Source organism: Brevibacillus borstelensis (assembly GCF_037834415.1).
GTDB classification, from domain to species: domain Bacteria; phylum Bacillota; class Bacilli; order Brevibacillales; family Brevibacillaceae; genus Brevibacillus; species Brevibacillus borstelensis_A.
In genome coordinates this window covers 327,271-352,517 of record NZ_JAUMSJ010000001.1, presented here as the reverse complement: position 1 = coordinate 352,517, position 25,247 = coordinate 327,271, and the positions used below count along the sequence as shown (strand labels likewise).

Annotated in this window: 29 protein-coding genes and 1 riboswitch; of the genes, 12 read left to right on the top strand and 17 right to left on the bottom strand. The window is 52.5% G+C overall.

All coding sequences use genetic code 11. The annotated features are described in order from the left end of the window. Positions 1 to 38 precede the first annotated feature (38 nt). The 3 genes from Q3F21_RS01625 to Q3F21_RS01615 form a co-directional block, all read right to left on the bottom strand. A complete protein-coding gene (locus Q3F21_RS01625) occupies positions 39 to 347 on the bottom strand; it encodes a metal-sensitive transcriptional regulator (protein WP_340249489.1) in 309 nt (102 codons plus the stop codon). Between the two features lie 84 nt (positions 348 to 431). Then, on the bottom strand, positions 432 to 671 hold the full coding sequence (locus Q3F21_RS01620; RefSeq protein WP_340249487.1) for a DUF3951 domain-containing protein: 240 nt from the start codon (positions 669 to 671) through the stop codon (positions 432 to 434). A gap of 266 nt (positions 672 to 937) precedes the next feature. Further along, positions 938 to 2,035, bottom strand: a complete 1,098-nt coding sequence (locus Q3F21_RS01615; RefSeq protein ID WP_340249485.1) for a bifunctional 3-deoxy-7-phosphoheptulonate synthase/chorismate mutase — start codon at positions 2,033 to 2,035, stop codon at positions 938 to 940. Between the two features lie 263 nt (positions 2,036 to 2,298). On the opposite strand from Q3F21_RS01615, the gene Q3F21_RS01610 reads away from it, so the two are divergent. After that, positions 2,299 to 4,476 carry a cell division protein FtsA gene (locus Q3F21_RS01610; protein ID WP_340249483.1) on the top strand — a complete coding sequence of 726 codons (2,178 nt, stop codon included), beginning with the start codon at positions 2,299 to 2,301 and terminating at the stop codon, positions 4,474 to 4,476. Between the two features lie 65 nt (positions 4,477 to 4,541). On the opposite strand, the gene ytxJ is transcribed toward Q3F21_RS01610, so the two are convergent. From ytxJ to Q3F21_RS01595, 3 genes are all read right to left on the bottom strand, one after another. After that, positions 4,542 to 4,868, bottom strand: coding sequence for a bacillithiol system redox-active protein YtxJ (ytxJ, locus tag Q3F21_RS01605; RefSeq protein WP_340249481.1), 327 nt, complete (start codon positions 4,866 to 4,868; stop codon positions 4,542 to 4,544). A gap of 168 nt (positions 4,869 to 5,036) precedes the next feature. Beyond that, on the bottom strand, positions 5,037 to 5,435 hold the full coding sequence (locus tag Q3F21_RS01600) for a hypothetical protein (protein ID WP_340249479.1): 399 nt from the start codon (positions 5,433 to 5,435) through the stop codon (positions 5,037 to 5,039). A 298-nt stretch (positions 5,436 to 5,733) separates the two neighbouring features. Beyond that, positions 5,734 to 5,970 (bottom strand): hypothetical protein, encoded by a 237-nt coding sequence (locus Q3F21_RS01595; protein WP_340249477.1) that lies wholly within the window; start codon positions 5,968 to 5,970, stop codon positions 5,734 to 5,736. 173 nt (positions 5,971 to 6,143) lie between these two features. Here Q3F21_RS01595 and Q3F21_RS01590 point away from each other — a divergent pair, with 173 nt between their 5' ends. Together Q3F21_RS01590 and Q3F21_RS01585 are read left to right on the top strand one after the other, a co-directional pair. Further along, the gene (locus tag Q3F21_RS01590) at positions 6,144 to 6,239 is read left to right on the top strand and encodes a YjcZ family sporulation protein (protein WP_024982869.1); all 96 of its coding nucleotides are present in this window, start codon (positions 6,144 to 6,146) and stop codon (positions 6,237 to 6,239) included. 274 nt (positions 6,240 to 6,513) lie between these two features. Beyond that, positions 6,514 to 7,626 (top strand): aminopeptidase, encoded by a 1,113-nt coding sequence (locus Q3F21_RS01585; RefSeq protein WP_340249474.1) that lies wholly within the window; start codon positions 6,514 to 6,516, stop codon positions 7,624 to 7,626. A gap of 192 nt (positions 7,627 to 7,818) precedes the next feature. On the opposite strand, the gene Q3F21_RS01580 is transcribed toward Q3F21_RS01585, so the two are convergent. Next, the gene (locus Q3F21_RS01580) at positions 7,819 to 8,355 is read right to left on the bottom strand and encodes a PadR family transcriptional regulator (RefSeq protein WP_340249472.1); all 537 of its coding nucleotides are present in this window, start codon (positions 8,353 to 8,355) and stop codon (positions 7,819 to 7,821) included. Positions 8,356 to 8,629: 274 nt separating this feature from the next. Between Q3F21_RS01580 and Q3F21_RS01575 the strand changes: the two genes are divergently transcribed. Continuing rightward, positions 8,630 to 9,136: a S1C family serine protease gene (locus Q3F21_RS01575; protein WP_340249470.1), complete on the top strand. Its 507-nt coding sequence runs from the start codon at positions 8,630 to 8,632 to the stop codon at positions 9,134 to 9,136. Between the two features lie 28 nt (positions 9,137 to 9,164). On the opposite strand, the gene Q3F21_RS01570 is transcribed toward Q3F21_RS01575, so the two are convergent. Beyond that, positions 9,165 to 10,277: a YheC/YheD family protein gene (locus tag Q3F21_RS01570; RefSeq protein WP_340249468.1), complete on the bottom strand. Its 1,113-nt coding sequence runs from the start codon at positions 10,275 to 10,277 to the stop codon at positions 9,165 to 9,167. Between the two features lie 216 nt (positions 10,278 to 10,493). On the opposite strand from Q3F21_RS01570, the gene Q3F21_RS01565 reads away from it, so the two are divergent. The 3 genes from Q3F21_RS01565 (at position 10,494) to Q3F21_RS01555 (ending at position 12,818) form a co-directional block, all read left to right on the top strand. Continuing rightward, positions 10,494 to 10,838: a winged helix-turn-helix transcriptional regulator gene (locus Q3F21_RS01565; RefSeq protein ID WP_003389158.1), complete on the top strand. Its 345-nt coding sequence runs from the start codon at positions 10,494 to 10,496 to the stop codon at positions 10,836 to 10,838. Positions 10,839 to 11,010: 172 nt separating this feature from the next. After that, on the top strand, positions 11,011 to 12,456 hold the full coding sequence (locus tag Q3F21_RS01560) for a recombinase family protein (protein WP_340249465.1): 1,446 nt from the start codon (positions 11,011 to 11,013) through the stop codon (positions 12,454 to 12,456). An 86-nt stretch (positions 12,457 to 12,542) separates the two neighbouring features. Beyond that, entirely contained in the window at positions 12,543 to 12,818 is a 276-nt protein-coding gene (locus Q3F21_RS01555; RefSeq protein ID WP_340249596.1) for a S1C family serine protease, read from the top strand. Between the two features lie 79 nt (positions 12,819 to 12,897). On the opposite strand, the gene Q3F21_RS01550 is transcribed toward Q3F21_RS01555, so the two are convergent. Together Q3F21_RS01550 and Q3F21_RS01545 are read right to left on the bottom strand one after the other, a co-directional pair. After that, a complete protein-coding gene (locus tag Q3F21_RS01550; RefSeq protein WP_340249599.1) occupies positions 12,898 to 13,044 on the bottom strand; it encodes a hypothetical protein in 147 nt (48 codons plus the stop codon). A gap of 62 nt (positions 13,045 to 13,106) precedes the next feature. Beyond that, on the bottom strand, positions 13,107 to 13,388 hold the full coding sequence (locus Q3F21_RS01545) for a DUF2325 domain-containing protein (RefSeq protein ID WP_340249463.1): 282 nt from the start codon (positions 13,386 to 13,388) through the stop codon (positions 13,107 to 13,109). 250 nt (positions 13,389 to 13,638) lie between these two features. On the opposite strand from Q3F21_RS01545, the gene Q3F21_RS01540 reads away from it, so the two are divergent. After that, on the top strand, positions 13,639 to 14,229 hold the full coding sequence (locus tag Q3F21_RS01540) for an IMEF encapsulin system ferritin-like cargo protein (protein ID WP_340249595.1): 591 nt from the start codon (positions 13,639 to 13,641) through the stop codon (positions 14,227 to 14,229). 55 nt (positions 14,230 to 14,284) lie between these two features. Further along, positions 14,285 to 15,133 (top strand): family 1 encapsulin nanocompartment shell protein, encoded by an 849-nt coding sequence (locus Q3F21_RS01535; protein WP_340249461.1) that lies wholly within the window; start codon positions 14,285 to 14,287, stop codon positions 15,131 to 15,133. A gap of 76 nt (positions 15,134 to 15,209) precedes the next feature. On the opposite strand, the gene Q3F21_RS01530 is transcribed toward Q3F21_RS01535, so the two are convergent. Beyond that, positions 15,210 to 16,409: a PLP-dependent aminotransferase family protein gene (locus Q3F21_RS01530; RefSeq protein ID WP_340249458.1), complete on the bottom strand. Its 1,200-nt coding sequence runs from the start codon at positions 16,407 to 16,409 to the stop codon at positions 15,210 to 15,212. Between the two features lie 195 nt (positions 16,410 to 16,604). Here Q3F21_RS01530 and Q3F21_RS01525 point away from each other — a divergent pair, with 195 nt between their 5' ends. Then, positions 16,605 to 16,736 (top strand): hypothetical protein, encoded by a 132-nt coding sequence (locus Q3F21_RS01525; RefSeq protein WP_340249456.1) that lies wholly within the window; start codon positions 16,605 to 16,607, stop codon positions 16,734 to 16,736. A 237-nt stretch (positions 16,737 to 16,973) separates the two neighbouring features. Here Q3F21_RS01525 and Q3F21_RS01520 read toward each other — a convergent pair whose 3' ends face one another. Beyond that, positions 16,974 to 17,915: a DUF4367 domain-containing protein gene (locus Q3F21_RS01520; RefSeq protein ID WP_340249454.1), complete on the bottom strand. Its 942-nt coding sequence runs from the start codon at positions 17,913 to 17,915 to the stop codon at positions 16,974 to 16,976. Between the two features lie 186 nt (positions 17,916 to 18,101). Here Q3F21_RS01520 and Q3F21_RS01515 point away from each other — a divergent pair, with 186 nt between their 5' ends. Further along, complete coding sequence (locus tag Q3F21_RS01515) at positions 18,102 to 18,380, top strand: RNA polymerase sigma factor (RefSeq protein ID WP_340249452.1); 279 nt, start codon at positions 18,102 to 18,104, stop codon at positions 18,378 to 18,380. Further along, the gene (locus Q3F21_RS01510; protein ID WP_340249450.1) at positions 18,367 to 20,022 is read left to right on the top strand and encodes a DUF4179 domain-containing protein; all 1,656 of its coding nucleotides are present in this window, start codon (positions 18,367 to 18,369) and stop codon (positions 20,020 to 20,022) included. Before Q3F21_RS01515 ends, Q3F21_RS01510 begins: the two co-directional genes overlap by 14 nt. A gap of 280 nt (positions 20,023 to 20,302) precedes the next feature. On the opposite strand, the gene Q3F21_RS27375 is transcribed toward Q3F21_RS01510, so the two are convergent. From Q3F21_RS27375 to moaC, 5 genes are all read right to left on the bottom strand, one after another. Then, positions 20,303 to 20,569 carry a DUF5316 domain-containing protein gene (locus Q3F21_RS27375; RefSeq protein WP_425341204.1) on the bottom strand — a complete coding sequence of 89 codons (267 nt, stop codon included), beginning with the start codon at positions 20,567 to 20,569 and terminating at the stop codon, positions 20,303 to 20,305. A gap of 86 nt (positions 20,570 to 20,655) precedes the next feature. After that, the gene (locus tag Q3F21_RS01505; protein WP_340249448.1) at positions 20,656 to 21,399 is read right to left on the bottom strand and encodes a hypothetical protein; all 744 of its coding nucleotides are present in this window, start codon (positions 21,397 to 21,399) and stop codon (positions 20,656 to 20,658) included. Between the two features lie 334 nt (positions 21,400 to 21,733). Then, positions 21,734 to 22,909 carry a pyridoxal phosphate-dependent aminotransferase gene (locus Q3F21_RS01500; protein ID WP_340249445.1) on the bottom strand — a complete coding sequence of 392 codons (1,176 nt, stop codon included), beginning with the start codon at positions 22,907 to 22,909 and terminating at the stop codon, positions 21,734 to 21,736. A gap of 105 nt (positions 22,910 to 23,014) precedes the next feature. Next, positions 23,015 to 23,126, bottom strand: a riboswitch (SAM riboswitch). Between the two features lie 139 nt (positions 23,127 to 23,265). Beyond that, positions 23,266 to 24,606 carry an MFS transporter gene (locus Q3F21_RS01495; protein ID WP_340249442.1) on the bottom strand — a complete coding sequence of 447 codons (1,341 nt, stop codon included), beginning with the start codon at positions 24,604 to 24,606 and terminating at the stop codon, positions 23,266 to 23,268. 7 nt (positions 24,607 to 24,613) lie between these two features. Then, a complete protein-coding gene (gene moaC, locus Q3F21_RS01490; protein WP_340249439.1) occupies positions 24,614 to 25,096 on the bottom strand; it encodes a cyclic pyranopterin monophosphate synthase MoaC in 483 nt (160 codons plus the stop codon). Positions 25,097 to 25,247 lie beyond the last annotated feature (151 nt).

The following is a 25,247-nucleotide window of genomic DNA, read 5'->3' as shown; positions in this document are numbered from 1 at the left end:
GTGCCCGGTTGCAATTGTTTTCCGGACACAGCCCCCCGTTATTTCATTAATTTGTTCATTGTTTTCAACAGCTCGTCGATCACTTCGTTGTCGCCTTGTTGAATCCGTTCCATGACACAGCTCTTCATGTGTCCTTCCAGAAGGATTTTCCCGACGGCATTCAGCGCGGATTGAACGGCGGCGATCTGGTTGAGGATATCGTCGCAGTAGACATCCTTCTCTACCATGCCGCGGATGCCGCGAACCTGTCCCTCTACCCTGTTCAAGCGAGAGATCAGATTCGACTTGATCTTGTCTGTCCGCGGAGTCGACCGCTCAGACGAACAGCAATGGCCCTGCTCACTCATAGTCATGCTCCTTCCCCGAAGTCCATCTGTTATGTTTTAGCTTACTGGTTGCTCCGTTTTTCGTCAAATGAAAGGATGTCCCGGCTACACTCGGGAGCGGAAGGGACGGTCATTCTTGTCGAGGTCGTCGCCCTGTCCGGCATGTTCTTCCTTCTCTTCCTTTTCCTCATGAAACTCCACATTGGTCTGTCCGGCCATATAATCGAAGGGAGTGTAGCTGTGGGTAATGCTTTGCTTCCGGACAAACGCCTTGTACCCGACGATCCCGAGCGAAGCGAGAATCAAAAGGGTGAAAGCGATCATCGCTACGTTCATGGCAAGCATATCTCGTCTCCTCCCCGGTTTTCTTCTTTTATACGTTTTAACAGGGGGGAGGTTTCCATTCCATTGTTCCCAATTTGACGAAAGACGGGCAGACTGCCCATCAAAACAGCCTTGCTTCTCGTTCGGGGTCTATTTGACACAAGAGGAATAGGGTGAACCAAAACAGAAATGGGCCAGGACCTTCCGATTTCTGCAAAAAGAGCTTTCCCGATGCGGGAAAGCTCGCTCTGCCTTTTCATAATCGCTTTCATTATCCTTGCGGCGGTTTATCTTTCTACGGCAACCTTTGCTTCTTTGTACAAGCCGGAGGCAAGCAGTTCGTCCACGATTTCATTGAACTGCGGAATGTTTACCTGCTGCTTGGCATCGGAGAGCGCGACATCCGGGTCAGGGTGGACTTCCAGCATGACACCGTCTGCTCCCACAGCGAGGCCTGCCTTGGCGGTCGGGAGCAGCAGGTCGCGACGTCCGGTGGAGTGAGTGACGTCAACGAATACAGGAAGATGCGTCTCCTGTTTCAAAAGCGGCACGGCAGAGATGTCCAGCGTGTTGCGGGTCGCTTTTTCGTAGGTGCGGATTCCGCGCTCGCAGAGCATGACCTGGGTGTTGCCCTCAGACAGGATGTACTCAGCGGCGTAGATGAATTCCTCGATCGTCGCAGACAAGCCGCGCTTCAGCAGAACCGGATGATTCAGGCGTCCCACTGCCTTCAGCAGCTCGAAGTTCTGCATGTTGCGGGCGCCGATTTGGATCACATCGATGTATTTGGTCGCCTTCTCCAGATCGGAAGGCGTCACGATCTCGCTGATGGTGACGAGGTTGAATTCGTCGCCGATCCGCTTGAGAATTTGCAGCCCTTCCTCGCCCAGCCCCTGGAAGTCGTAAGGCGATGTACGAGGCTTGTACGCGCCGCCGCGCAGCACGCGAAGTCCTCGTTTGACGTGATTTTCCGCTACCGCCCGCACCTGCTCATAGCTTTCAACCGAGCACGGTCCAGCGATCAGAAGCGGTTCGCCTCCGCCAAACTTGACTCCTTTGATGGTGAGCACAGTGTCTTCCGGCTGTTTTTTGCGGCTGACCAGCAGCACTTTTTTGTTGTCGTCCTTTTGCAGGTCGAGAGAAGCCTGGAAAATCTGCTTAAAGAGGTGACGGATGGTATTGTCGGTAAAAGGTCCGCTATTGTTTTCCACCAGCAGGTTCAGCATCTCGCGCTCGCGCTCCGGGTCAAAACGATTGATGCCCTGCTTCAGCTTTTCCTTGCCCAGGTCCTGGACAAGCGCTGCCCGCTTGTTGATTAAGCCGAGAATCTGCAGATTGATCTCGTCTATTTGTTTGCGCATGGTTTCGATTGGATCATGTGCCATTCGTCTCCACTCTCCTCTTCTCTTCTGGTTTTGTAGGCTGTTAGAAATAAATTAGGGTTATTATAATGGATCGAACCCCCTTTGTCAGCAGTTTAGCGCCAAAAAGCGCGAAAGTAAATTGTAAAGTATTTTGTAGCGTTTTCAAAATTTTCATTTATGGGCAAGAAGATTCCCTGATTCGACAGGATTCCCCCTCCCTCGAGTCGAATTACAAGTTACATTCATTTCCCGGAATTTCCACCGGTAAGAGGAGTGACATCCCATTGTCAGACCATGAACAATCATCGTCAGAAGAGCTGATTTTTGCTTTGGATATCGGAACGCGCAGCGTGGTAGGACTGATCGTGGAGCCTGCGGGGGAACAATTCCGCGTCATCGACTGCACTGTGCGCGAGCACGACGAGCGCTCGATGCTGGACGGTCAAATCCACGATGTCATCGCCGTTTCCAAAGTGATCGGAAAAATAAAAGAAGAGCTGGAAATAAAACACGGTCCGCTCAAGCAGGTAGCTGTCGCTGCGGCGGGCCGCTCGCTTCGGACAAAGCGCGTCCGAATGGATATTCAGCTGTCGCGTCACGCAGCGATCTCCCGCGACGACGTTCTGACGCTGGAGTTTTCCGCTGTCCAGGAGGCACAGGCGCAGCTGGCCCAGGAGCTGAACGAACAGGACGTGACCCGCTATTACTGTGTCGGGTACAGCGTGGTCAATTACTTTCTGGATGGAGAATTGATCGGCAACCTGATCGACCAGCGCGGTGAAACGGCCAGTGTCGATGTAATTGCCACATTTTTGCCGCGCGTCGTCGTCGACTCCCTGCTGGCCGCCTTGAACCGCTGCGGACTGGACATGCAGGCGCTCACGCTGGAGCCGATCGCCGCCATTAACGTCCTGATTCCGGTCACGATGCGCAGGCTGAACATCGCGCTTGTCGACATCGGCGCGGGTACGTCAGACGTTGCCTTGACCGAGGAGGGAGCGATCACCGCGTACGGCATGGTGCCTGTTGCCGGTGACGAGATTACGGATGCTCTCATGAACGCATTCCTGCTCGACTTCCCCATGGCCGAAGAGGTGAAGCGCGCCCTTACCGGCTCCGATTCGGTAACGTTTACAGATATTCTCGGCCTTGAGCAGACGCTTCCGAGCGAAGAGATCGTCAACGCGATCGACAAAGAGATTAACCATCTCGCCGGGAAAATCGCGATGAAAATCATAGAGCTGAACGGCAAGCCGCCGCAAGCCGTGATGCTGATCGGCGGCGGCAGTCTGACTCCCAAGCTGACGGAGCGGGTCGCGGAGGCGCTCGGACTGCCTGCCGCGCGGGTCGCGGTCAGAGGCGCCGACGCCATCCGCCAGTTTGTCGGCGAGCATCCGCTGCTGAACGGACCAGAATTTGTAACGCCGGTCGGGATTGCCGTCGCTGCACAGCGGCACCCGGTGAAATACGTGACGGTCACCGTCAACGACAACCCGATCCGCATTTTCGATCTGCGGAAAATGACCGTAGGCGACGCTTTGATCGCTGCCGGACTGGATATCCGCCGCCTGCATGGCCGTCCGGGGATGGCCATCACCTTGACTGTCAACGGCCGGATGAAGATGATTCCTGGCGGACACGGAACCGCTCCTGTCATCCTGAAAAACGGAGAGCCCAGCGGTCTTGACTCCCCTATCGCGGAAGGCGACCGGATCGTAGCGGAAGCAGGTCAGGATGGCGAAGACGCCAAAGCTCAAGTAGTCGATTTGATGGACAAGCTGGATACGCTGGAGCTGACCGTAAACAACCAGCCGCTCTCTCTGGGACCGATCGCGCTGGTGAACGGCTTGCCTCACCCGCTTGACGCCGATTTGGCTGATCGCAGCGAGGTTTTCATCCGACTTCCGCGAACGGTCGAAGAGGTTTTGGGCGAATCCGGCATGCTCTCCACGACTGCTGACGAGGCTGTCGAGACGATTCAATTCAGTGTAAACGGCCGCGAGTATGCCCTGTCTTCCGTACAGAAGATCGTGGAAATCAACGGCAAAGCAGCCGCTTTGAGCGACTTTGTCAGGCCCGGAGATGAGCTGGTCTACCGCGAGGAGCCAACCGAGCTCCCGGCGATTCGCGACGTGATTCCGCCGGAGGAATGGGTGCAAGAGTCGATTTCCGTCTCCTTTAACGGCACTCCGGTATCGATCGCGCTCGCTTCCCTGACGATAACCATGAATGGCCGCCCCGCCGAGCAGCACGAGCTGGTAGAGGATGGTGCCATCATCACAGTAAAAGCGACCCAGCCCGCCGCTCCCGTTTTCAGCGATGTCTTCCGCTATGTTGACGTCGCGCTGGAAAAGCCGGCGACGGATGGTCTCACCAGGCTCGTCATGCTCATCAACGGGGAGCCCGCTTCCTTTCATAGCGAAGTGCGGGCAGGCGACAAGCTGGAATTGTACTGGGAATAACCAGCAAAAGCGATCGGCACGAAAAGAAAAAACGGGCTGGCGTCCTGCCAACCCGTTTTTTTCCGTTACCCGTTTACAGCCTCGGCAATCGCGGCTTTGGTAATTTTCCAGTGCGATGTGTGCCATTTGACCTGACCATCCTCCAGCAGAAAAATCTGCGGAGACTCGTGCGTGATCGCAAAACGCTCGGCGACGGCATTGGATACGGGACGGTCTTCCCGTACCAGAATGACCGCTGACGGCACGTCCTGTTCACGTAAAAATGCTTGAAACTCCTCGTAGGCAGTCGTGCTGATCGGACAGATCGTACTGTGCTTGAACAACAGGCGCTTGCCCGTTTCCGCCACGAACCGGTCCAGCTCCTCCAGCGAATGAAGCTGATTTACTGACATCGATGTATCGCTCCTCTCGTCACTCTATGTGGTTCATAGTATACGGAAAAGAAAAGCGGAAGTCCATGCTCCCGGGTGCAAAGCCAGCAAGCAATTCCAAAGCACTCGTTCAGCATGTTTGAAGGATAACAAAAAGAGCCGCCCTGCCAGGAGGACAACTCTCAACCATCAAATCATGATTTTGGTCAAACGCTGCCGAAGCTCTCGCATCCACTCCTGGTCGCCCAGGGATTGCGCAAGCAAAAACAGGTCCAACAGCTCGTTCACTCTTTCTTCCAAAGCCTGCCGCACCGTTGCATCCTCTTCTTGGTTCGCAATCAATACCAGCAAATGAGAGAGCTCTGAAACGTCTTCAAATTCGATGTTCTGCCGCTTTGGATGTTGTCCCAGGTTCCCCATCAGTTCTTTCAAATCTTCCTTGACCACATCCACTACCTGGGAATGAGAGCAGCGATCATTCTGACAGACCTGTACCGGCACGTTCAAGATTTTGACTCTTTTCCGGTACACGACGTTTCGCAGCGTGATCTCCATGTCATTCCCACAGCGGCTGCATTTCTTGTGCATGTGTTCACCTCTATCCCCGCTTATGTATGCTCCCCTACGTATTCGATTCAACAGGGTTCAATCCTGCTAAAAGCGGGGTGGTACATGGTGGATACAGTGGCAGACACAAGCAAAAACGATGTCTTTTGCAAGACACCGTTTTTGTTTGATCACAGGATGCCAGCGCTCCCGTATCTTCGGTTCGAAACCCGTTGCGATCGCCTTTTCGCTGCAGCCATCAGCGGGGATGCTCCCCCCCTTGCCTCCCTTTCCCGATGCTGTATTGGCATGCAGGTCTGGGAGCAATTACCTGCACGGCTTATGCGTAAATGGCGTTCACTTTTTCGCAATGCGAGCAGACGGCGACTTTTCCGGAACGTCCTGCTTCATCTTCCACCCGGTAGCCGGTAATCCTTTCGGAAAAACAAAACAGACACTCCGTATTAAAATCCATATCGTATTGCGCTTTCCACACAATCGATTTGAAGTCTTCGCCCACGTTGATCAAAACGGGTTCCAAGTAATAATGGTCCATGCCGGACAAGGCTTTGCGCATGACAAATGCCATCCTTTCATTTCGCGTCGTACTTTCGTATCCTCTAGCTTTTCCATGTTTTCAGAATAATATACTTCGGAAAAATGGGCGTTTGCCCTTGTTACAGCATTGTGCGAAAACCCATATGTTATGGATGTAAGCACTGACGCTTAACAAACAAAGGAGGATGTTTTATGAGTAGCATCTTTAACGGCAACCTTGACGACTTCACTCTGGTGTTGATTCTGTTCATCCTGTTGGTAATTGTCGGCTGCTCTTGTGACAATTAATCAGCACTAGTGGCACATAAGGGCCAATGATTGCATATATATTAGGACCGGATCCTGAATAGCGCGTTTCATACGCATGCTGCCCTGTCGACGGGTAGCTTTTTTCTTTGTCCGCTTGCGAGCCTGTCCCAAGAGCACAACCCACCGGATCATCGCGATTCGGAAAATTTTTTTTTATAAACCCCGGGCATTTGAAACCCGCTTTCTGGCAAAGCCGGATTTTCTCATGTTACAATACACTATGAACGCAATGGAAAGCGAGGTACACTCACCCATGAAAGATCCCCGTATGGAAAAATTGGCCGATGTACTGGTCAATTACTCGACCCGCGTGCAACGCGGCGAAAACGTTCTCATCTATGCCGTCGGCTCTGTTTCCGAGCTGACCCGTGCTGTCATCAAGGAAGTGTACGCGGCAGGAGGAAATCCTTTCGTACAGCTGATCGACCCTGCGATTCAGCGGGAGCTGCTGCTTTTGACCAATGAAAAGCAGCTGGAAATCATGCGCGAGGCTGACGTATCCTTCATGAAGAAAATGGACGTCTACATCGGCATTCGCGGCGGCGACAACATCAATGAATACGCTGACGTTCCCGGCGACAAGATCCAACTGAGCTCCAGACTGCACACTCGTCCGGTGCTGGATGTACGCGTACCTGAGACCAAATGGGTCGTTCTCCGCTACCCGAACGCTTCGATGGCACAGCTTGCGAACATGAGCACGGCAGCATTTGAAGATTTCTACTTCGATGTCTGCACCCTGGATTACGGAAAAATGGATAAGGCGATGGACAGCCTCGTCGCGCTGATGGAGAAGACGGACAAGGTCCGCATCACCGGTCCGGGCACCGATCTGAGCTTTTCCATCAAAGGCATTCCCGCCATCAAATGCGCTGGAGAAGCCAACATTCCGGACGGAGAAGTGTTTACCGCACCCGTTCGCGATTCTGTCAACGGCGTCATCAGCTACAACACGCCGTCTCCCTACCAGGGCTTTACATACGACAATATCAAGCTGACCTTCAAGGACGGCAAAATCGTCGAAGCGACCGCCAATGATACGAAAAAAATCAACGAGGTATTCGACACAGACGAGGGTGCTCGCTACATCGGCGAATTTGCCATCGGCGTGAACCCTTACATCCAAAATCCGATGAAGGATATTCTGTTTGACGAAAAAATCGACGGCAGCTTCCACTTTACGCCGGGCCAAGCTTACGACGAAGCCTTCAACGGCAACAAGTCCTCGATTCACTGGGATTTGGTCTGCATCCAGCGTCCGGAGTGGGGCGGCGGCGAAATCTGGTTTGACGACCGCCTGATCCGCAAGGACGGCCGTTTTGTCGTACCCGAGCTGGAGTGCCTCAACCCGGAAAACCTGAAATAAAACACGAAAAAGCGAAAGGCTCTCATCCGGACCTTTCGCTTTTTTGCAATTTGTGCTTCGCGTTTCCTTCCCTCGCCTCCCCGCGCAATGGATAGGCCTCGCGAAATGAATCTCTGCGTACAGACAAGACCGCCTTGGTCTCAAAGGCGGTCTTTCCCCTTCATGTCGCCGTCGCTATGGCCGTCATGGCGTTTACGCCATGTACGCGTGCTCCTTTTTCAATAGCGCTGGCATTTTTTGTTCCAGGAAAGCGATCGTCATTTCCAGGTGATGAATCGTATATTCCCAGCAGAACTTTTGATAGTCGTCAAACGTGTCCTTCAATTTCGCGTAAGAATCCCGGCTTTGCTTCAGCATGTTGTGCTGAAGCTCCAGACAGCTTTCCATCAGCTCTCGCTGCTCTGCTTCCGTGCGGCTGTTGCCAAAGAAGATTTTAACCAGCATATCGGAGCGAAGAACCGGCGGCAGGATGGCTGATTGAATCTCCATGTTGAAGGTCGCCTTGCCCGCTTCTGTAATCCGGTACAAAATTTTGTTCGGCTTGCCTGATTGAATGATTTCCTGCTTGGTCACGTAGCCCTCTTCCTCCAGCTTGCGCAGAGCCGGATAGATCGCACCGAAGCTGGCGTCGTAGAAAAAGCCGATGCTGTTGGTAAAAGCCTGCTTTATATCATAGCCGCTCATTTCACCATAATTCAGAAAACCGAGTATGATTGTTTTTACATCCATCCCTCTACATCCTCCAATACCCTCAGCATTTCCTTGTGTTGGCGCGAATTCGTCAATCGGGGAACAGCGTCTGCTTCCGTATTGCGAAATCGCTTATATTGTTCGAAATATTCTTGACCTAATTATAAGCGCTTCATTATAAATATACCAATGCTAATTCTTTATTATATCAATTAAAAATATTGATATATCCCACTGATTATATTTGGGCGCTCCTTACCTCCACACTTGCCATAAGATGATACATACCTATCAGCTGTAGGGGGAGAGAGACGTGAAAAGTAAAAAGTGGAACAACTATGCCAAAGCCAAATACCCTGCGAGCAACAGTTTGCACCCCTTCAACTTCTTCGTTCCCATTATCGAACGGGTAAGGGACGGCGTTGTTTCCATCGTCACTGAAGATACGCATCAGGCCACCAACGTAGAAGACCTGATTCGCAGCCTGGTCTCCGATGAGCCGCCCTTTGCCTCCGAGCGGAGTTACGGTTCCGGCTTTCTCTTTCATCCCAAAGGGTATATCCTGACCAGCGAGCACGTCATCGGAAAATCGCGTACTATCCTCGTCAAACTATACAATGGCCGTGTCTTTGAGGCGAAACGGGTGCTGGCTGATCGCGTCCGCGACTATGCCGTTATCAAGATCGACGCCGATTGCAAGCTGTACCCGCTGCGGCTCGGCGACTCATCTCAGACAAAGGTAGGTGAATGGGTTATCAGCATTGGTTCACCGCCTGTTGCTATAGCGGCAAACCGTCATGTTTGGCCCGGCTGCGATTAGCCCTGTTTCGTTTTTTGCCTTTGCACCTTTACGCACCCGTGTTTCCAGCGCCTTTTTTCTGCCCTTGTCCGGAACTGATCAGATGAAGCGCAAAGGCGACGGGACGGGCGATGGCTTCCTCATAAGTGCGGGCATCCCCCATCTGCCTGAAGATCTCCCGGCCCGGCTTGGGATTTACTTCGATCAGCCAAACTCTCCCGGCCACATCCACGCCCACGTCCAGCCCGAATTCCATCATTTGGCCGAATTTTTCCTCCAGGACGGACGCTACCGCGTGGGCCATCCGGTGGCACTCCCGCTCGATGAGCTGGGTCCGCTCCGAGCCGAATCGCTTGCCTACGAAAGCCGCGAATGGAATGGCCCTGCCTCCTCCGTGCAGGTTGGAAATTGAGCTGCCCGTCTGCCCCAGACGCACGCCGCAGCCAGTCACATCCCACTTTCCCGCGCTGTTCTTTTGGATCAAAAGGCGCACATCCGCGACACGGCCCGGTACAAGCGACAAATCCAGCCCCTGCTGTACGAGGAAGTTCCCGTCCCGAATCCGCTGCTCCCGTACCCACTTCAAAATCCAATTCTCCAAGGCCTCCCTGCTCGCAAAGCTGGCCTGCCGTTTCTTCAGCCTGCGGTCCCGCCCAGAAGCGAGATAGCGTTTCCCTTCCTGCGAAATCTTGACAATGCTTCGCCCCCCCGTCCCGTTCCCCGGTTTTACGTAGACGATCGGGTAGCGGTCCAGCATCGTTTTTACTTTTCCTTTCGCATACACGTACGTATCCGGGATCCATTTGTTCACCCGCTCATCTCTTGCGAGCAGCTCTGTCACCCGCCACTTTTTCCCGAACGGACTGTTGGCAAACTGGAACTGTCCGCTGTGACGCAGCCGCATATACGCGTCGACTCGTTTTCGATACCGGTCTATGACGACCTGCGGCCAGTGATACAGGCGACTTTCCCACCCTCCGCCTTTTGCCGGGACGAACCCCCTGATCTTTTTCTCCGCCGTATTCACGTCCTGGTGGGAAAACAGAAAGGTCTCTGCCCCCATCCGTTTGCCTGCCGTCACCAGCCTTCGCAAATACCCGGGCTCCGCAAAGCGCTTCCCATCTCTCCAGGTAAGGATTCCGATTACCGGTTTTGTTGACATGAAGACCCACCCTCCGTCTATGTTCTCGGATAGTCTATGACGGAGGGAAAAAAGTGGAGACCCGGGGGCCGGAAACGGGCAATCGCCCGCTTTTCTTTGGATAGCATAAACATTTGCATAATCCTGCACACTCTGGATAAAACAATAGGTACCAAGACGCAGAGCGTTACTTACTTTATTCAAGTAGATATGCTACAATAAAAAGAGTAAATCAAGATGTACCACAGAGGTGACACCATCGTGGGTCAAGAATTTGGGAATGAGCAAACGTGCCCAAAATACGAAGGAGCTATCAATATTCTCGGCAAGAGATGGACCGGTTTGATAATCAACGTGCTGCTGCGCGGAGCTGTCCGATTCAAGGATATCCGGGAAATGGTTCCGCATATGAGTGATAAAATGCTTTCTGAGCGGTTGAAGGAATTGGAGGAGCAGGGCATTCTGGAACGCAAGGTGTATCCGGAAATCCCTGTCCGCATCGAGTACGAGCTGACCGATAAAGGGAAGGACCTGCGGCCAGTGATCGATTCCATTCACGAGTGGGGCCAAAAGTGGATGTAGGCTCTTTTGTTTAAATCCAGCTCGCCTGCTGCGTTTTCAAGCTTGAAACGCAGCAGGCTTTTTCTTTTCGCTGCGAGCTCGCTCTATACGGCAAAAACTTTCTGCTGTCCAGGCATATGAACCCCGGCCGGCTTGTAGACTCTAGCAATCCGGAATACGGGAGGTTGGTGCCATGAGGACTGCTGTCTACATTCGCGTCAGTACGGAGGAACAAGCTGCCGAAGGCTTTTCCATTGCCGCCCAGAAGGAACGGCTGACTGCCTACGTTCGCTCGCAGGGATGGACGCTTTGCCATGTATATGCGGATGAAGGATTCAGTGCGAAGGATACAAAAAGACCGGCGCTGCAGCGCTTGCTCGGCGATATTCAGACAGGGAGCATCGATGTCGTCCTGGTCTACCGGCTGGATCGGCTCACCCGCTCTGTTCTCGACTTGTACCGGCTGCTTCAGGAATTCGAGGATTATGGTGTGCGCTTCAAAAGCTGCACGGAGGTATACGATACAACAACCGCGATCGGCAGGCTGTTCATTACCCTGGTAGCCGCCCTGGCCCAGTGGGAGCGGGAGAACCTCGGGGAGCGGGTCAAACTAGGAATGGAGCAAATGGCGAGGGAGCGAAAACGCCCGGGCGGTCCCCCTCCTTTTGGCTACACGCTCCAGCACCATCAGCTCATTCCCCACCCTGAGGAAGCCAGGGTGGTTCGGTATATGTTTCAGCAATATCTTTCCGGCTATAGCCCCGGCCAGATCGCTGAGCGGGCCAATCGGGCAGGATATCCGGGCAAGCACGGCGGGAAATGGAGTGGCAGTACGGTAACCCGTCTCTTGCGCAATCCGGTGTACTACGGAGCGCTTCGCTGGAATGCGGAAGCGGGCGGGCAGCCAAACAAGCGCGACGCATGGATACTGGCGGAAGACGCCCATCAGGCGATAGTCGATCGGGAGACGTTTCTCAAGGTACAGGAACGGCTGAAGCTAAGACAAAGGACGCATCCCCGAATCCTGGCCTCCCCGTTTCTCTTTTCCGGGTTGCTATACTGTGGCCGCTGCAAGGCGGAGATGCGCGGCAAGAATGCGGATATACGGAAAAGCGGCGGTAGGCGGTACCGACACGCATACTACCTTTGCAAAAACAGACAGAGCGGGCTTTGCGAGGCGCCTCTGCTGCGGGAGGATCAGCTTGAGGAAGCCCTTGTCGGGGAGCTTTCCTCTGTACAGGAGGAGATGCTGGCCATCTTTCGCCGGATGATTCAGGAGCTGCTCCTCTCCCCTGTATCAAGGTTGCCGGAAAACCGCAAGCAGCTTCTCCAAAAACGGCAGCGCTGGCTGATGGCCTATGAGGCAGGCGTTATTACACTGGAGGAGCTGGCAGCCAAACAAGCAGCTTGGGAGCGATTGAAAGAGGAGGAGGCTTCGGAAGCACACGCGGCTTTTGCTCCTGAAGACATCGACTGGCAGCAGTGGACGGATTGGAGGTGGATATGGCAACAGGCTACGCGCGAGGAACGCCGGCACTTGGCCCTGCTGTTGGTGGACCGGGTGGAGGCGGAAGCTTGCGCGGTACAAGAGAAAGGGAGACAGCGTACCGTGAAGCTGCGGGCCATCTCTTTTCGGTAACGGTCGATGGCGTCTGTGGCGGACGCTCGGGCAAATCCGGATATCCGAATAGTAAGCCCTCCCGACTTTAAAGCAAGTTTGCCTCTATAGGAACAGACGGTTCACCGCTCGGTTTGGAAAACTCCGTTACGGCGGGGATTATCAGCGCAAAAAATCGCCGCCTCCACGTAGCCAAAAGGTTGTATGACGAAATTTTCCAGACCGATGCCGCCATCAATCCCGGCAACAGTGGCGGCCCGCTGATCAATCTGAACGGAGAAGTCGTAGGGCTCAACGCGTTTATCATTCAGTCCAGCCAATGCCTTGGATTTGCCATCGGAATCGACGCTTTGAAACAGCAATTGGATCAATTCGGGTTCTAAAGGGGAAGTCCCGCCATGTCCCGGCTCCGTTCTGTCGGAGCCCTCGGCCTGGCGGAACAAGAGTCAAAACAAAACCCCGTCACTTGGACGGGGCCTGTTTTTCAAAGGCGATCAGGTAGACATCTGCGCCTTCTTTGGTAATCTCCTCCTCTGCCGCTCGCAAATGCTGCAATTGCTGCTCAGACAGTTGGGCGATCGGCAGTTCGTCAAGGTTGTTTTGTTTCACCGTCATTCCTCCGTTTGGTGTACATATCAGTCTGTAGTTTGTCCACCGCAGGGGGTATGTATTTATGCTCCTTGCACCAAAGCCTTGGCGATAGCAGAGCAGGAGCGTTTACAAAACAGGATCGGCAATTCCCTGTCCTTCGCCTGACTTTTCACCGTCTTGGCCAGGTTGTGGTTGACGAAATCGGTCAGCACCAAGATCATGTGAATGCCCGCAGGAATCTTTACGCCGGTCTGGGAGTTCTTCCGACCCGTTACATGATGAATATTGGTAAAGCCCTGTTCCTCCAGAAAGTCTATAATATTTCCGAGACGGTCTCCGCCAATGACGAGAATCGATGACATGGTTTTTCCTCCTGACTTTGTTATTCGGTTTCGTTCTGTATATCTGACATGGCTTTTTCTAATTGATAATGAATATCAGTCTTATTGATAAATATTATCATTCCCAATTAGCTTTGACAATACTCTCCATGATAAGTTTTTCACCCTGACACAAACTAGATGATACATGCAGATAAAGGTTGCCGGGTTTATTTTTCCAACGGTATAATGAAACAAATCACCTGCAAGGAGGTGGCGTCGGGTGCAAGAAATGTCACAACTGCACGCCATATTTAATCGAACCAGGAGCTACATTGACCGCTTCACCGAAATCATCCAGCCGATCATTGACGCTGCACAGGACGAGCATACACGCCTGTACTACCATCACATCCTGGAGGAGGAAGAGCAGCGTCTGGGCCGTTTGCAAGAGCTGATTCCTTATGTAGGCTCGCTCGATGGGGAAAAGAAAGCGGAACAGCTCAGCGACCGCGAACTGTCCCGCCTATTGTCGGACATCAATCTGGAACGGTTTGGCTTGCACAATTTTCGCGAGCATCTCGAGCTCTCATTATACGAGTTTCAGGACGACGAAACTCGCCAGCTCTTAAGCAGCATGCGTGAAACCACCCAGGAGGATTACCTTCGCGTAAAAGAGATCATGGCTACGCTGAGCGAACGTTTCTCCGATGTGCACAGGCCTGATCTGACTGATCATGACGAAGGCCATGATATCCACCAGGTGGATCATCTGAAAGCCTCTGCTGCCCCGGCAATCGGACATACTGGCAAGGCTGCGCCTGCCTTTACGGAAAAAACAGGCAAAAAGGGCCTGACTGTAGGCAGTTTGAAAGGCATGTAACCGTTGTGCCTGCGCAATCCGGCAGGTATACAGAAACGATTTGGAGGTATATGGAATGGACAAGCTCCGCAAATATCCCGATTCCCCTTTGACCCACGACGAATGGAAACAGCTGGACGACACTGTTATTGATATGGCACGCCGCCAGCTCGTCGGCCGCCGTTTTCTCGACATATACGGTCCGCTCGGGGAAGGCATCCAGACGATTACCAACGACATTTACGACGAATCCCGCTTTGGCGGATTGAATCTGCGGGGCGAATCATTGGAAATGACCCAGCCCAGCAAGCGGGTCAGCCTGACCATTCCGATCCTGTACAAAGACTTTATGCTGTACTGGCGGGATGCGGCTCAAGCCCGGACATTGGGCATGCCGCTCGATATGAGCGCCGCGGCCAATGCGGCTGCAGGCTGCGCCTTGATGGAGGATGACCTCATCTTCAACGGCTCCCCAGGATTGGACCTGCCCGGTCTGATGAACGTAAAGGGGCGCCTCACCCATTTGAAGAGCGACTGGATGGAGTCGGGCAATGCCTTTGCAGACATCGTGGAAGCGCGAAACAAGCTGTTGAAAATGGGGCACAGCGGTCCGTACGCGCTGGTCGTCTCCCCCGAGCTGTACTCGCTTCTGCACCGCGTTCACAAGGGGACGAATGTACTTGAGATTGAACACGTCCGCAGTCTGGTCACCGACGGCGTCTTCCAATCTCCTACCATCAAAGGCCGCTCCGGCGTTCTCGTAGCGACCGGCCGTCACAACCTCGACCTGGCGATCGCGGAAGACTTCGATACGGCCTTCCTCGGAGACGAGCAGATGAACAGTCTGTTCCGCGTCTACGAATGCGCCGTGCTCCGCATCAAGCGGCCTAGCGCGATCTGCACGCTGGAGGAAACAGAAGAATAACGATAAAAAAACAGGGTGCCCGGTCTCTTAGGACTTTGGGCACCCTGTTCTTCTTGCTTTACGTCTTTCTTTATCGTCAGCGTGCGACTGGTTCGCTGTACACCGCAAGAGCTTTTCCCAAGCGGTTGATCGCCAGCTCGGTATGTTCCCGATCCAGCAGCGTATAGTTGAGACGCATCGTATTCGTTTGAGGCTGGTCCGCGTAGAACGGGATGCCCGGAACAAAGGCGACGCCTTCCTTGACGGCTTGGGCCAGCAGCTTCTCGGAGTGGACGTGCTCGGGCAGCTCTACCCAGAGGAACATGCCGCCTCTCGGCTTGTTCCACTTCATGCCGCTCGTTTGACGGCCGAGCAGCTCGTGCATCCACTCCATCCGCTCCTTGTACGAGTCGCGGATTTTTTGGATATGGCTTTCCAAATCAAACTGGGACAACAGCTCATGCAGAGCAAATTGGTCAATCGTGCTGGACTGCAAGTCGATAGCCTGCTTGGCTTTCACCATCATCTGGATCACCCGGCTGTCTCCAATCGCCCAGCCTGTCCGAAGACCCGGAGCGACAATTTTAGAGAAGGTGCTGGTGTATACGACAGCCGATCCGTTCGGATGCTCATCCAAAGAAAAGATGCTGCGATAAGACGCCTCGCCGTCGAACTGGATTTCCCCGTACGGATCGTCTTCCAGAATCAAAATATTGTTTTCCCGGCATTGTTTCAGCAGTCCCAAACGTTTTTCCAGGCTCCATACCTTTCCGGTCGGGTTTGCAAACGTCGGAATGACGTAGGCCATCTTCGGACGATATTGTGCGATTTTTCTGGCAAGGTCCTCCATATCCATGCCTTCAGCATCTCCATCCACCGGAATAGCCCGAATGCCGCGAAACTGGAACAGTTGAACGGCCGCAAGATAGGTTGGATTTTCTACCAGCACGACGTCGCCTTCGTCCAGATAGACACGGCAGAGCAAGTCGACGGCCTGCTGGGAGCCGGTAGTGATCAGCATGTTTTCCACGCCAACATTCATCTGCTTTTGTTTCATGCGGGACGAAACCCATTCCCGAAGCGGAATATACCCGTCCGTCAAGCCGTATTGCAGCGATTTTGCTCCGTGATTAAGCGCCCGATTGAAGGCCTCTCTCATTTCTTCGATGGGAAAGGAGTCCTCCGCAGGCAGGCCCCCTGCCAAAGACAAGATCTGATTTCCCTGTGTCAGCTTCAGGATTTCGCGCACGGCCGAGGAGCTGAGTGCGCTGGTTGATTTGGAAAATGAATACTCCATGTTCGGTTCCCCCTAGATTTAACTTATACCTGTTTTATCACTGCGGCCGTCATAAGTCCAATCTCACAAATCTATCGGCGGAATAGGTTTTAGCTATGTCGAGCGACGGCTCGGTCGAAATTATCGAATTTTCACTTATATTTTCCTGGTGATTGCTGTCGTTGTCCTTGCTTGAACCGAGCTTTAGCGGAGGAGATGAAACAGGAGAAAATGCTCAAGGTTCGGTGGGACGCCTGCGGGGGAGCGGTGCTGTCCGGCTCGCTTGCAGAAGCGGAAGCCGCGTCCAAAAGCAGCTGTTTCAGGGAGCATCTCAGAGTTGGACGCTAAAATCGTGCTTCCGCTTCTGCAAGCGAGCCTGGGCAGGGTCCCAAAGACTTTCGCATTTTCTCCTGTTTCATCTCTACAGCTATTGTGTTTACCGGGTTTTTGAGGGCATATTCGGGGATGGAAGAGACGCGAATGCTCTCACAGGGATGCACGGCAAAACAACGCATATATATCGCATATATATAATGAAGCCGCAAGCTTTTTAGCGCTTGCGGCCTTTGCTTTTCTCCGTTTCGTTTATCTGAACCACTCGGCCACGTTGATCATCTGTTCCAGCGTCATGTCGGAAGTCATCCTATAGGTGATTCCCTTGTCTTCCCAGAGAAGACTGTTAAAATGGGTCAGCTCCGGATTGCGGTAGCTCGACCCGGGGGTCTGGAAGCTGAAGCCCTGGATGGTTCCTATTTTGACCGGTTTGATTGTTTCCGGCTTCGTCACGGATTTCTTTATCTCTTCCAGGCTTTCTTTGCTGACGTCGATGCTTAAGAAATTACTTGTTTTCCCCGGCGTTTGATTGTAAATATCGACAGACGATGATTCTTTGCCCTTGGTGTAGCCGTAGCTTAGCGTGGTACCCGGCGGCAAAAGCGTAGGGACCTTGAACGGAGAGCCGAATTTTTCCTCTGCTTCCTCGCGTGTCAGCTCTTCGGTATTCTCTGACTGCATCTTCACTTCCGGCCATTCGGTCACAGCCGGGTCCCAGACGTCGACGGACTCGGCAATTTTTTTCAGTTCATCGCCAGACAGTCCACTGGCAAGCTCATAAACCAGCCCTTTTTCTTCCTCCCACATGAATACGGTCATGTCGTCGTATTTCTCAGGCTGTTTCCCCACATATGCTTTGCCTTTGGCAAAAGAGACCTCCTTCCACTCTCCCGGATGGATTCGCAGGAAGAATGGATTGCCCGCATTTCCGTGGTATGAGATCACCACCTGGCTGGCTGAACGCTTGTAGGCCAGGGTGGGGTAATATTTGCCCGCGGGCTGATACCTTGGAACTTTAACGGGAAATCCCGCTTGTTTTGTTGCCTCCGCCGGAGTCAAGTCCATGATGAGGTCGCCGGATGCGGGCGAGGATTGAGCCGCTGCAGGTTGGGCCAAAGCCATGGCACCTCCTACTGCCGCATTTCCCCCCAGCAATGCTGCTGTCACCAATAGTACTGTTTGAAATCGTTTCATCATAGGTCACATCCCTTTCGCATTTTGTCCTTTCACCCCTTACTACCGAGGCGATCTCCATTCCCTTACACGCGGAAAAAAATATTTAAAAAAAGGAAATAATTGTGTAACATTGACCGATAACCGCCAGTAGTAGCTAATGACACGCAGCGCTCGCTTCAAAAGAAGCAGGTTTCGTTTGTAGAATTGGAGGAGGTTTCACTTTCGGACGGGATTAGCCCGGAGACCATTTATTTACAGGAGGAGCACTCCGCAGAATTGCATGAACTGATCGATCAATTGCCGGAACCGTATCGCGTCGTCCTGCTGCTGCGCTACCTGGATGAGCTCAGCTATCAGGAGATCAGCGACATCCTGGAGATTCCCCTGCATCAGGTGCAAATCCGGCTGCACAGAGCCAAGCAGAGGTTGCGAAAATACTTCCAGTCGGCAGGGATAGGAGGCGGCTTGCATGAGGTGCTATGAAATCCGGCAAAAGCTGGAGCGCTATGTGGACAAAGAAACGAGCGTGAGCGAAAACATCGAGGTTGAAACACACCTGCTGGACTGCATGGAGTGCAAAGCCCTGCTCGAGAAGCTTGCGGCAGAAGCGAACGTCCTGAAACGCGTTGTGCCGTATTCTCCTTTGACAGATGATTTTACCGCCAGCATCATGGATCAATTGGAACCTTATCCAAGCACAAAGAGCCAGGACGTGACCGAAGCCAGTTCATTGCCGCCGCGACACTCTCGCAGAAAGACTCCGGCACAAAGGCCGAAACGATGGGCTCGCATGGCAGCGGCGTCGATCGCAGCGCTGTTCGTGGTATTTACGCTCGGCATGTTCGTCTCCCCTACCTTTGCCGCGTACATTTCGACATTTGTCAGCCGGATCGGCGGAGAGCTGGGATTGAAAAAGGCTGCGGAGCAAGGCTTCCATACGCCGGTAAATATGGCGGCAACCGACCGGGGAGTGACATTGCGGGTCAAGGAGATCATCGCAGACCCCACGCGGCTCGTCGCCACGTATGTACTGGAAGATGAAAAAGGGCAGATTCTGCCTGACCTGTTCATCCCTCATTACAACGGAAACAAAATCTACATCGCCGACAAGGAAGGAAATATCCTGAACAGCGGACCCGAAGTCTTCAGACGCGGCGACCAATATGCGGATTTTCTGTTTACTTTGAACAACCCGCCAAATGAGCTCGTCCTTCATATTGACATCGGTCATTTCGGAAGCAGCGATCCAAGAAAAGCAGCATGGAAGCTGGACATACCCGTAAATATCCAAAAAAGCATGGGGGCGACGAAAAGCGTCCCGATCAACGCGACCTACGAGACTCCGCAGGGCATTGTGTTTACCTTTGACAAGGTAATCTACGCTCCCAGTGCCACCCGGATCGACTTGACGACCAGCTTTACGCCGGAGAAGAAGGAACAGTTGAGAGAAATGGCTGCCGCGCTCATCGGGAAAACGGACGAGGAAAGCATTCGCGAGTTTGGCACTCACCGTTTCTTTTACCATATCGTAGATCGAAGCGGAAACATCGTCGCCAAGTCTGAATATGAGCCAAACGAGAAACAAAGCCGACGGATTTCCTTCACCCAGTCTCGCGACGTCCGGGGAGTCGATCCCGACGTGGTGAGGTGGCATGGCTCGTATGTACCTGCCGATCAGCCGGAAGAACTGACATTCATTCTGGACGGAGTGGAATTGCTGGAGCCAGCCGATTTTTCCATCCCCTTCTCTCCTGATAGCCTCAAGCAGCAGCCCGTCTCAAAAACATACGAAGAGTTGAGAGAGACTTTTACGATCACCGGGATGGACAAAGGCACGGACCCGGAAACGCAGGAACCCGTCTGGACGATCGAGCTGAAGGGGTTGTGCAAACTGGAGAGCTTCCCCTACTGGAATCTGTATGACGAGAGCGGCAAGCGCTTCGACGTGCGAACCGATTTTGCCAAGACGTACGTGGAGAATTCAGACAAGGGAGTCGCATTGGTCCAAACCTTGATTGTGAAAGGAATGGAGCAGCCTCCGAAAAAGCTGAAGCTTGCTTTGCAAACCATCAAAACGAGGTACATGGATTTGGACTGGCAAGTGCCGATCCCGCCGCGCCATTGACAATTCCCTTCTTTTTACACAAAAAGCCGCGCCGACTCTTCACCTGCAGACGGCGCGGTTTCCTATTAGTACCAATTTAAGAATTTATTCAGCTTACCGACAAATACGGGAGGAAAATAATGGAACGGGAGTGAGTCCGTCAATCTTGCAGGGAAACAAGTAAGTGTACGTATACCTCCCCCGCAAGGACGAGGACAATTAACTATCCAATCGAATATCAACATGGAGACACGGAAGCAGAACAAATTTATAGTTCAATGCTCTGCCGACAAATAATTTTTTACCTAAACCATGTATACGCTACTATCGCTGCAACTACATTAGGTAGTCCTACTAATGCGATTTTTAATGACCACCTTACTCTGGTCTGTCTATCTTCCTTTGTTTCAGAAGAATGATTAGCCCGAATCCTGTCACCACTGTTTAAGGCATTAGAGAAGATTGCCGAAAGCAGGATGCAAATAATTCCTACTATACCCGAATTCTGAACAATAATAAACGAGTTATTTACCAATATTGCCCATATGGAAAAAATTACAACGAACATCAAACCCACTAATAATGAACGATACATGGAAATCCCCCCTTGGAAAAATAGATCATGGTAGATTATTATCTACCATGATCAAGTCATCAAAGGAAATTGTTAGAGAATGTAAAATCCCATGTCGCTCCTGAATTTTTTCTAGTTATCGTAACTTTCATAGTCGCTCCAATAGGACCAGAAGAAATAGGTAACCATGTTGTAGGTGCTGAATAATTAAAATCATTGGACGTAGGTTTAAAATCTTTTTTCTGACCAACTGTGCTCCCGAAATAACTAAATCCACTTGCTCCTAAAGTGACTTTTCGGTTTGATAAACTATATTGAGTATCGCTTATCTCCCATGCTCCTTCGGCACTAACAAGCTTGTAATGCAAATAACCTCGAGAGTCATATACTTTATCAACATAGATTGTCGAATATCCTTTAACTCCCATCGTTTTGTCCCAATCCGAGTCATACTTTGAGGAATCAGATGCAGCAATAGCCAGCTTTGTTACTGCGAAAGTTTCAATTCGATCACCTTTGTTATTTTCCGCTACTTGCAAGAGTTGAGAGGTTTCAAATACTTTAATAGGTAATGTTTCATCGGAATAATTCGGGTCAACTCGAATTAGCTGTACAGTCCCAGAAGTTCCGGTCTTTAGCTCTCCTCTTCCCTGTTTTGCTAATTCGTACAAAACATTCAGATCAGTAATCTCCTTGTTTTTTTGTATTACTTTGTAATCTTGTTTATCGACATGGTGATAGTCAGTTTGAGCAAATGCACTACTTGCAAAAAGTGAGGAGATTAGCGTAAAAACAGACAAGTAAGAAACTAGTTTCTTCTTCATAATCTATCAGACCTCCCTTTTTCTACAATATACCACGTATATTCTTTTTTGGAAATATTTATTTTTTTGACAAAAATAAAAAAGCTCTTTAGACCTATTTTTTGCCAACGGACTTACATTTCCCCTCCTTACTGAGGATATCCCTTTACGTATATATGATCTGTCACATAGACATGCGTCACTCTACTACATACCTAGAAAATAGATCATCTTGAAACACAACTAGCATTGAGTTTTACTCCTTTCATACACGCCAAACAGGAATAACCGTCCGAGATATTCTCGTCCGGTATCCCCCTTGAAGCCTAATGGATGGAGAACCAAATAATACTTCTTACTTTCCGAACAACCCAAGCTTTTCAATCCGCCGCACTGCCTCCGCCAGCCGCTCTTCGCTGGACAAAAGCGCCGCACGCACATACCCCTCGCCCGTCGGTCCAAATCCCACGCCAGGCGCGACGACCACATGAGCCTTTTCCAGCAGCAAATCGGAAAATTCAACCGATGTAAACCCTTTGGGGACCGGCAGCCAGCTGAAAAACGAGCCCTCTGACGGCCTTGCCTCCCAGCCGATCCGGTGGAGCTCGGCAAACAGGACGTCCCGCCTGCTCTGGTAGACGGAGACGAGATCGCACACGCACTGCTGCGAGCCGGTCATGGCTTTTGCCGCCGCCATTTGCACAGCGCCGAAAAGACTGACAAAGTAATGGTCCTGAATCAAATTGATAAGGCGGACCAGCTCCTTGTTTCCGACCATTGCCCCGACGCGCCAGCCGGCCATGTTGTATGTTTTGGACAGCGTATAAAACTCCACGCCCACTTCTTTTGCTCCCGGCACCTGCATGAAGCTGACCGGCTTCTTGCCGTCAAAGCTGATCGCACCGTAGGCGAAATCATGGCAGACGACGATCTCGTGCTTGCGGGCGAAGCGGATGGTCTCTTCAAAAAATTCCACCGGAGCGTTGACCGCCGTCGGATTGTTCGGATAATTGAGGAACATCAGCTTGGCTTTTTCCAAATCTTCCGGCTTCAGCTGGCCGTAATCCGGGAGAAACGAATTTTCGGTCTTGAGCGGCATCATCACCATCCGTCCGTCAGCTACAGCCACGCCGGACCAGTAATCCGGATAACCCGGATCAGGCACCAATGCGACGTCACCGGGATTCAGCAGCACCTGACAAATCTCAACCAGACCTGTCTTGCTGCCAAACAGGATCGCTACCTCCTCCTCCGGGTCCAGCTCCACGCCGAACTCTTCCTTGTACCAGTGGGCGACGGCCTGCTTCAGCTCCAGCCTGCCGCTGAACGGCGGGTATTTGTGATGGACCGGGCGCTTGGCCTGCTCGCTCAGCTCCTCCACGATATGCTGTGGTGTCGGGAGGTCGGGATTGCCCTGTCCTAGATTAATAATGTCATGTCCGGCCGCGATGGTCTTGTTTGTTTTCGCTACCAGCGTGGCAAAAAACTGCGTCGGCAGTCGGTCCACCATAGCAGATGGTTGGATGCGCATTGGCTTTCTTTCCTTTCTTTCGCAAAAATAATTCAGACAGCGAAGCAGGCATGCAAAAAGCCCCTTCTCCTGAACAGAAAAAGGGGCGGATCATACGTCTCCACGTTCTTATCTGTCAGGATGGCTCCTGCTGGAATTGGCACAGCATCTGCAGTATTTCCTGCAGATCCGCTGCCGGGCTTCATCGGGCCAGTCCCTCCACCTCTCTGGATAAGTTAACAGGTAACTATTTACTTTGAATGTCTTCTATACTACTTGAGCAGGTTGGGAGTGTCAATATCCCTCAATTCGGCTAATTTCGGCGTTTGCCTTCACTCGTCATCATAGAGGCGTCCCTCCGGCATTTGCGTTGGCTGTCAGGACCCGAATTTTTCCGGAGCAGGCAGCGCCGTCTTGATCTCGGGACGCTTTACAAAGGAGGTGTAGACAGTAAAGCAGGCGACTGCAACCAAGGCCAAAGCAGCCATCAGGTAGACCATTCCCTTTGCGCCGAGTGCCTCAAAAATCACTGCGCCCATCAGCGGGCCGACCATTCGTCCTCCTGAGCCTACGCCGCCGATGAGTCCTTGAATGAACCCTTCGCGGCCAGCCGGAGACAGCTCTGCGGCAATCGTAGGCACAGCGGGCCACACCAGCATTTCACCCAGCGTAATGACAAACATGGCCGCGAAGAAACCGGCGTACGCCGTCGTCTGCGACAAGATCAGCATCGAGAGCGAAAATACGTAGGCCCCTAAAAGAAGCTGGGCTTTCAACGTTCGCGCGAAGTGCCTGATCACCCAGGAGATAAACGGCTGCCCGAACAAGATCAACGCGCCGTTCAGCGTCCACAGCAGGCTGTACTGTCTGAGCGTAATGCCCAGCGACTGCATATACGCCGACAGCACAGTCGTCCACTGCGAGTAAATAATCCAGCAGACCAAGAGGCCGGCCGACAGCAGCCCGAGCGCGAGCCATGCCACCGGGCGACTGGCTGCCGCAGCGGCATCTGTCGCCAATGCGGCCGGGGGACCTTTTAATTCGCCAGCAGTCTCTACAGAGCTCATTGCTGGCGACGTTGCCCTGCCACCTTCATCTGCTGTTTTCACCGCTGCAGCCATGAGCCGGTCTTCTTTTGCCTGACCGTTCTCAAGATCGACCGAACGGCTCAGAAAGATAAAGAGAAAGAGTACGGCTAATTGCAGCGCCGCATTCCCGAAAAAAGTCCAGGCAAAGGAGATACTGGCCAGCATTCCTGCCGAAGCGGAACCGATCGCCACGCCGATGTTGAGTGCTACGTAAACCGTGTTCAATCCCTTACGGCCGCCGTCTGGCCACAAGAGGCCGATCAGGGCGTTCAGTACCGGAAACATAATGCCGGAGAAAAATCCGTTCAGTAGCAGCAGGATCGTATAAGTAGAAAAGCTGGATGTGAAGCCAAGGCCGACAGCCACGGCTACCGCTCCCGCTGTCGCCACGTAGACCGTGCGCATTTTTCCCCAGCGGTCAAACAGCGCCCCGCCCGTCAGGCTGCCGATGAGGTACGCCCCCTGATTCAGCATCAACAGCACACCCGCTGCGGTGAGCGGCTTCCCGAGAAAATCGTGGATGTAAATCGTTACAAGCGGCCAGATACAGGCCATGCCCGTAGAATGAATAACGGCAGCAATGGCCAAAAGCCGAATGCTGCGCGGATAGGAATTCAAAAGTCGATTCATCTGCTGTTTACGCCTCGCTCCGATAAAAGTCTCCGCTCTTCCCGCCGGTTTTGCTCTGCAGATAGGTAGGGCCGATCACCATTTCCTTGTCCATCGCCTTGCACATGTCATAAATGGTGAGCGCCGCCGCACTGGCCGCTGTCAGCGCCTCCATCTCCACGCCGGTCTTGCCGGTCGTTTTGACGGTTGCCTCGATATCCAATGTCGCTTCGTCCGCATACGAAAAGCGGATGTCAATGCCCGTCAGCGGCAGCGGATGGCACATCGGGATGATTTCCCATGTCTTTTTGGCTGCCATCACTCCGGCTACCTGGGCTACCGCCAGCACATCCCCCTTGGCGATTCGCCCTTCGCGGATACGCTGCAGCGTTTCCGGCTTCATCGCAATTTTGCTGACAGCCACCGCTACCCGCTTGGTTACCTCTTTTTCGGAGACGTCGACCATTTTGGCCCGCTGTTGGTCGTTAAAATGCGTTAATTCGTCGTTCATTTCCCTGTTATCCTCCCATTTGCTTTCCGCCTGGGAACGCCCTTCTTTTTCGCTAATCTAACCTTACATTCAGCACTGTAGAAAATCAATCGGGAATCTGCAAGAAGCCGCTCCCGCATTTGGCAGTTAGGCGCAATTGTGTTATCGTCAC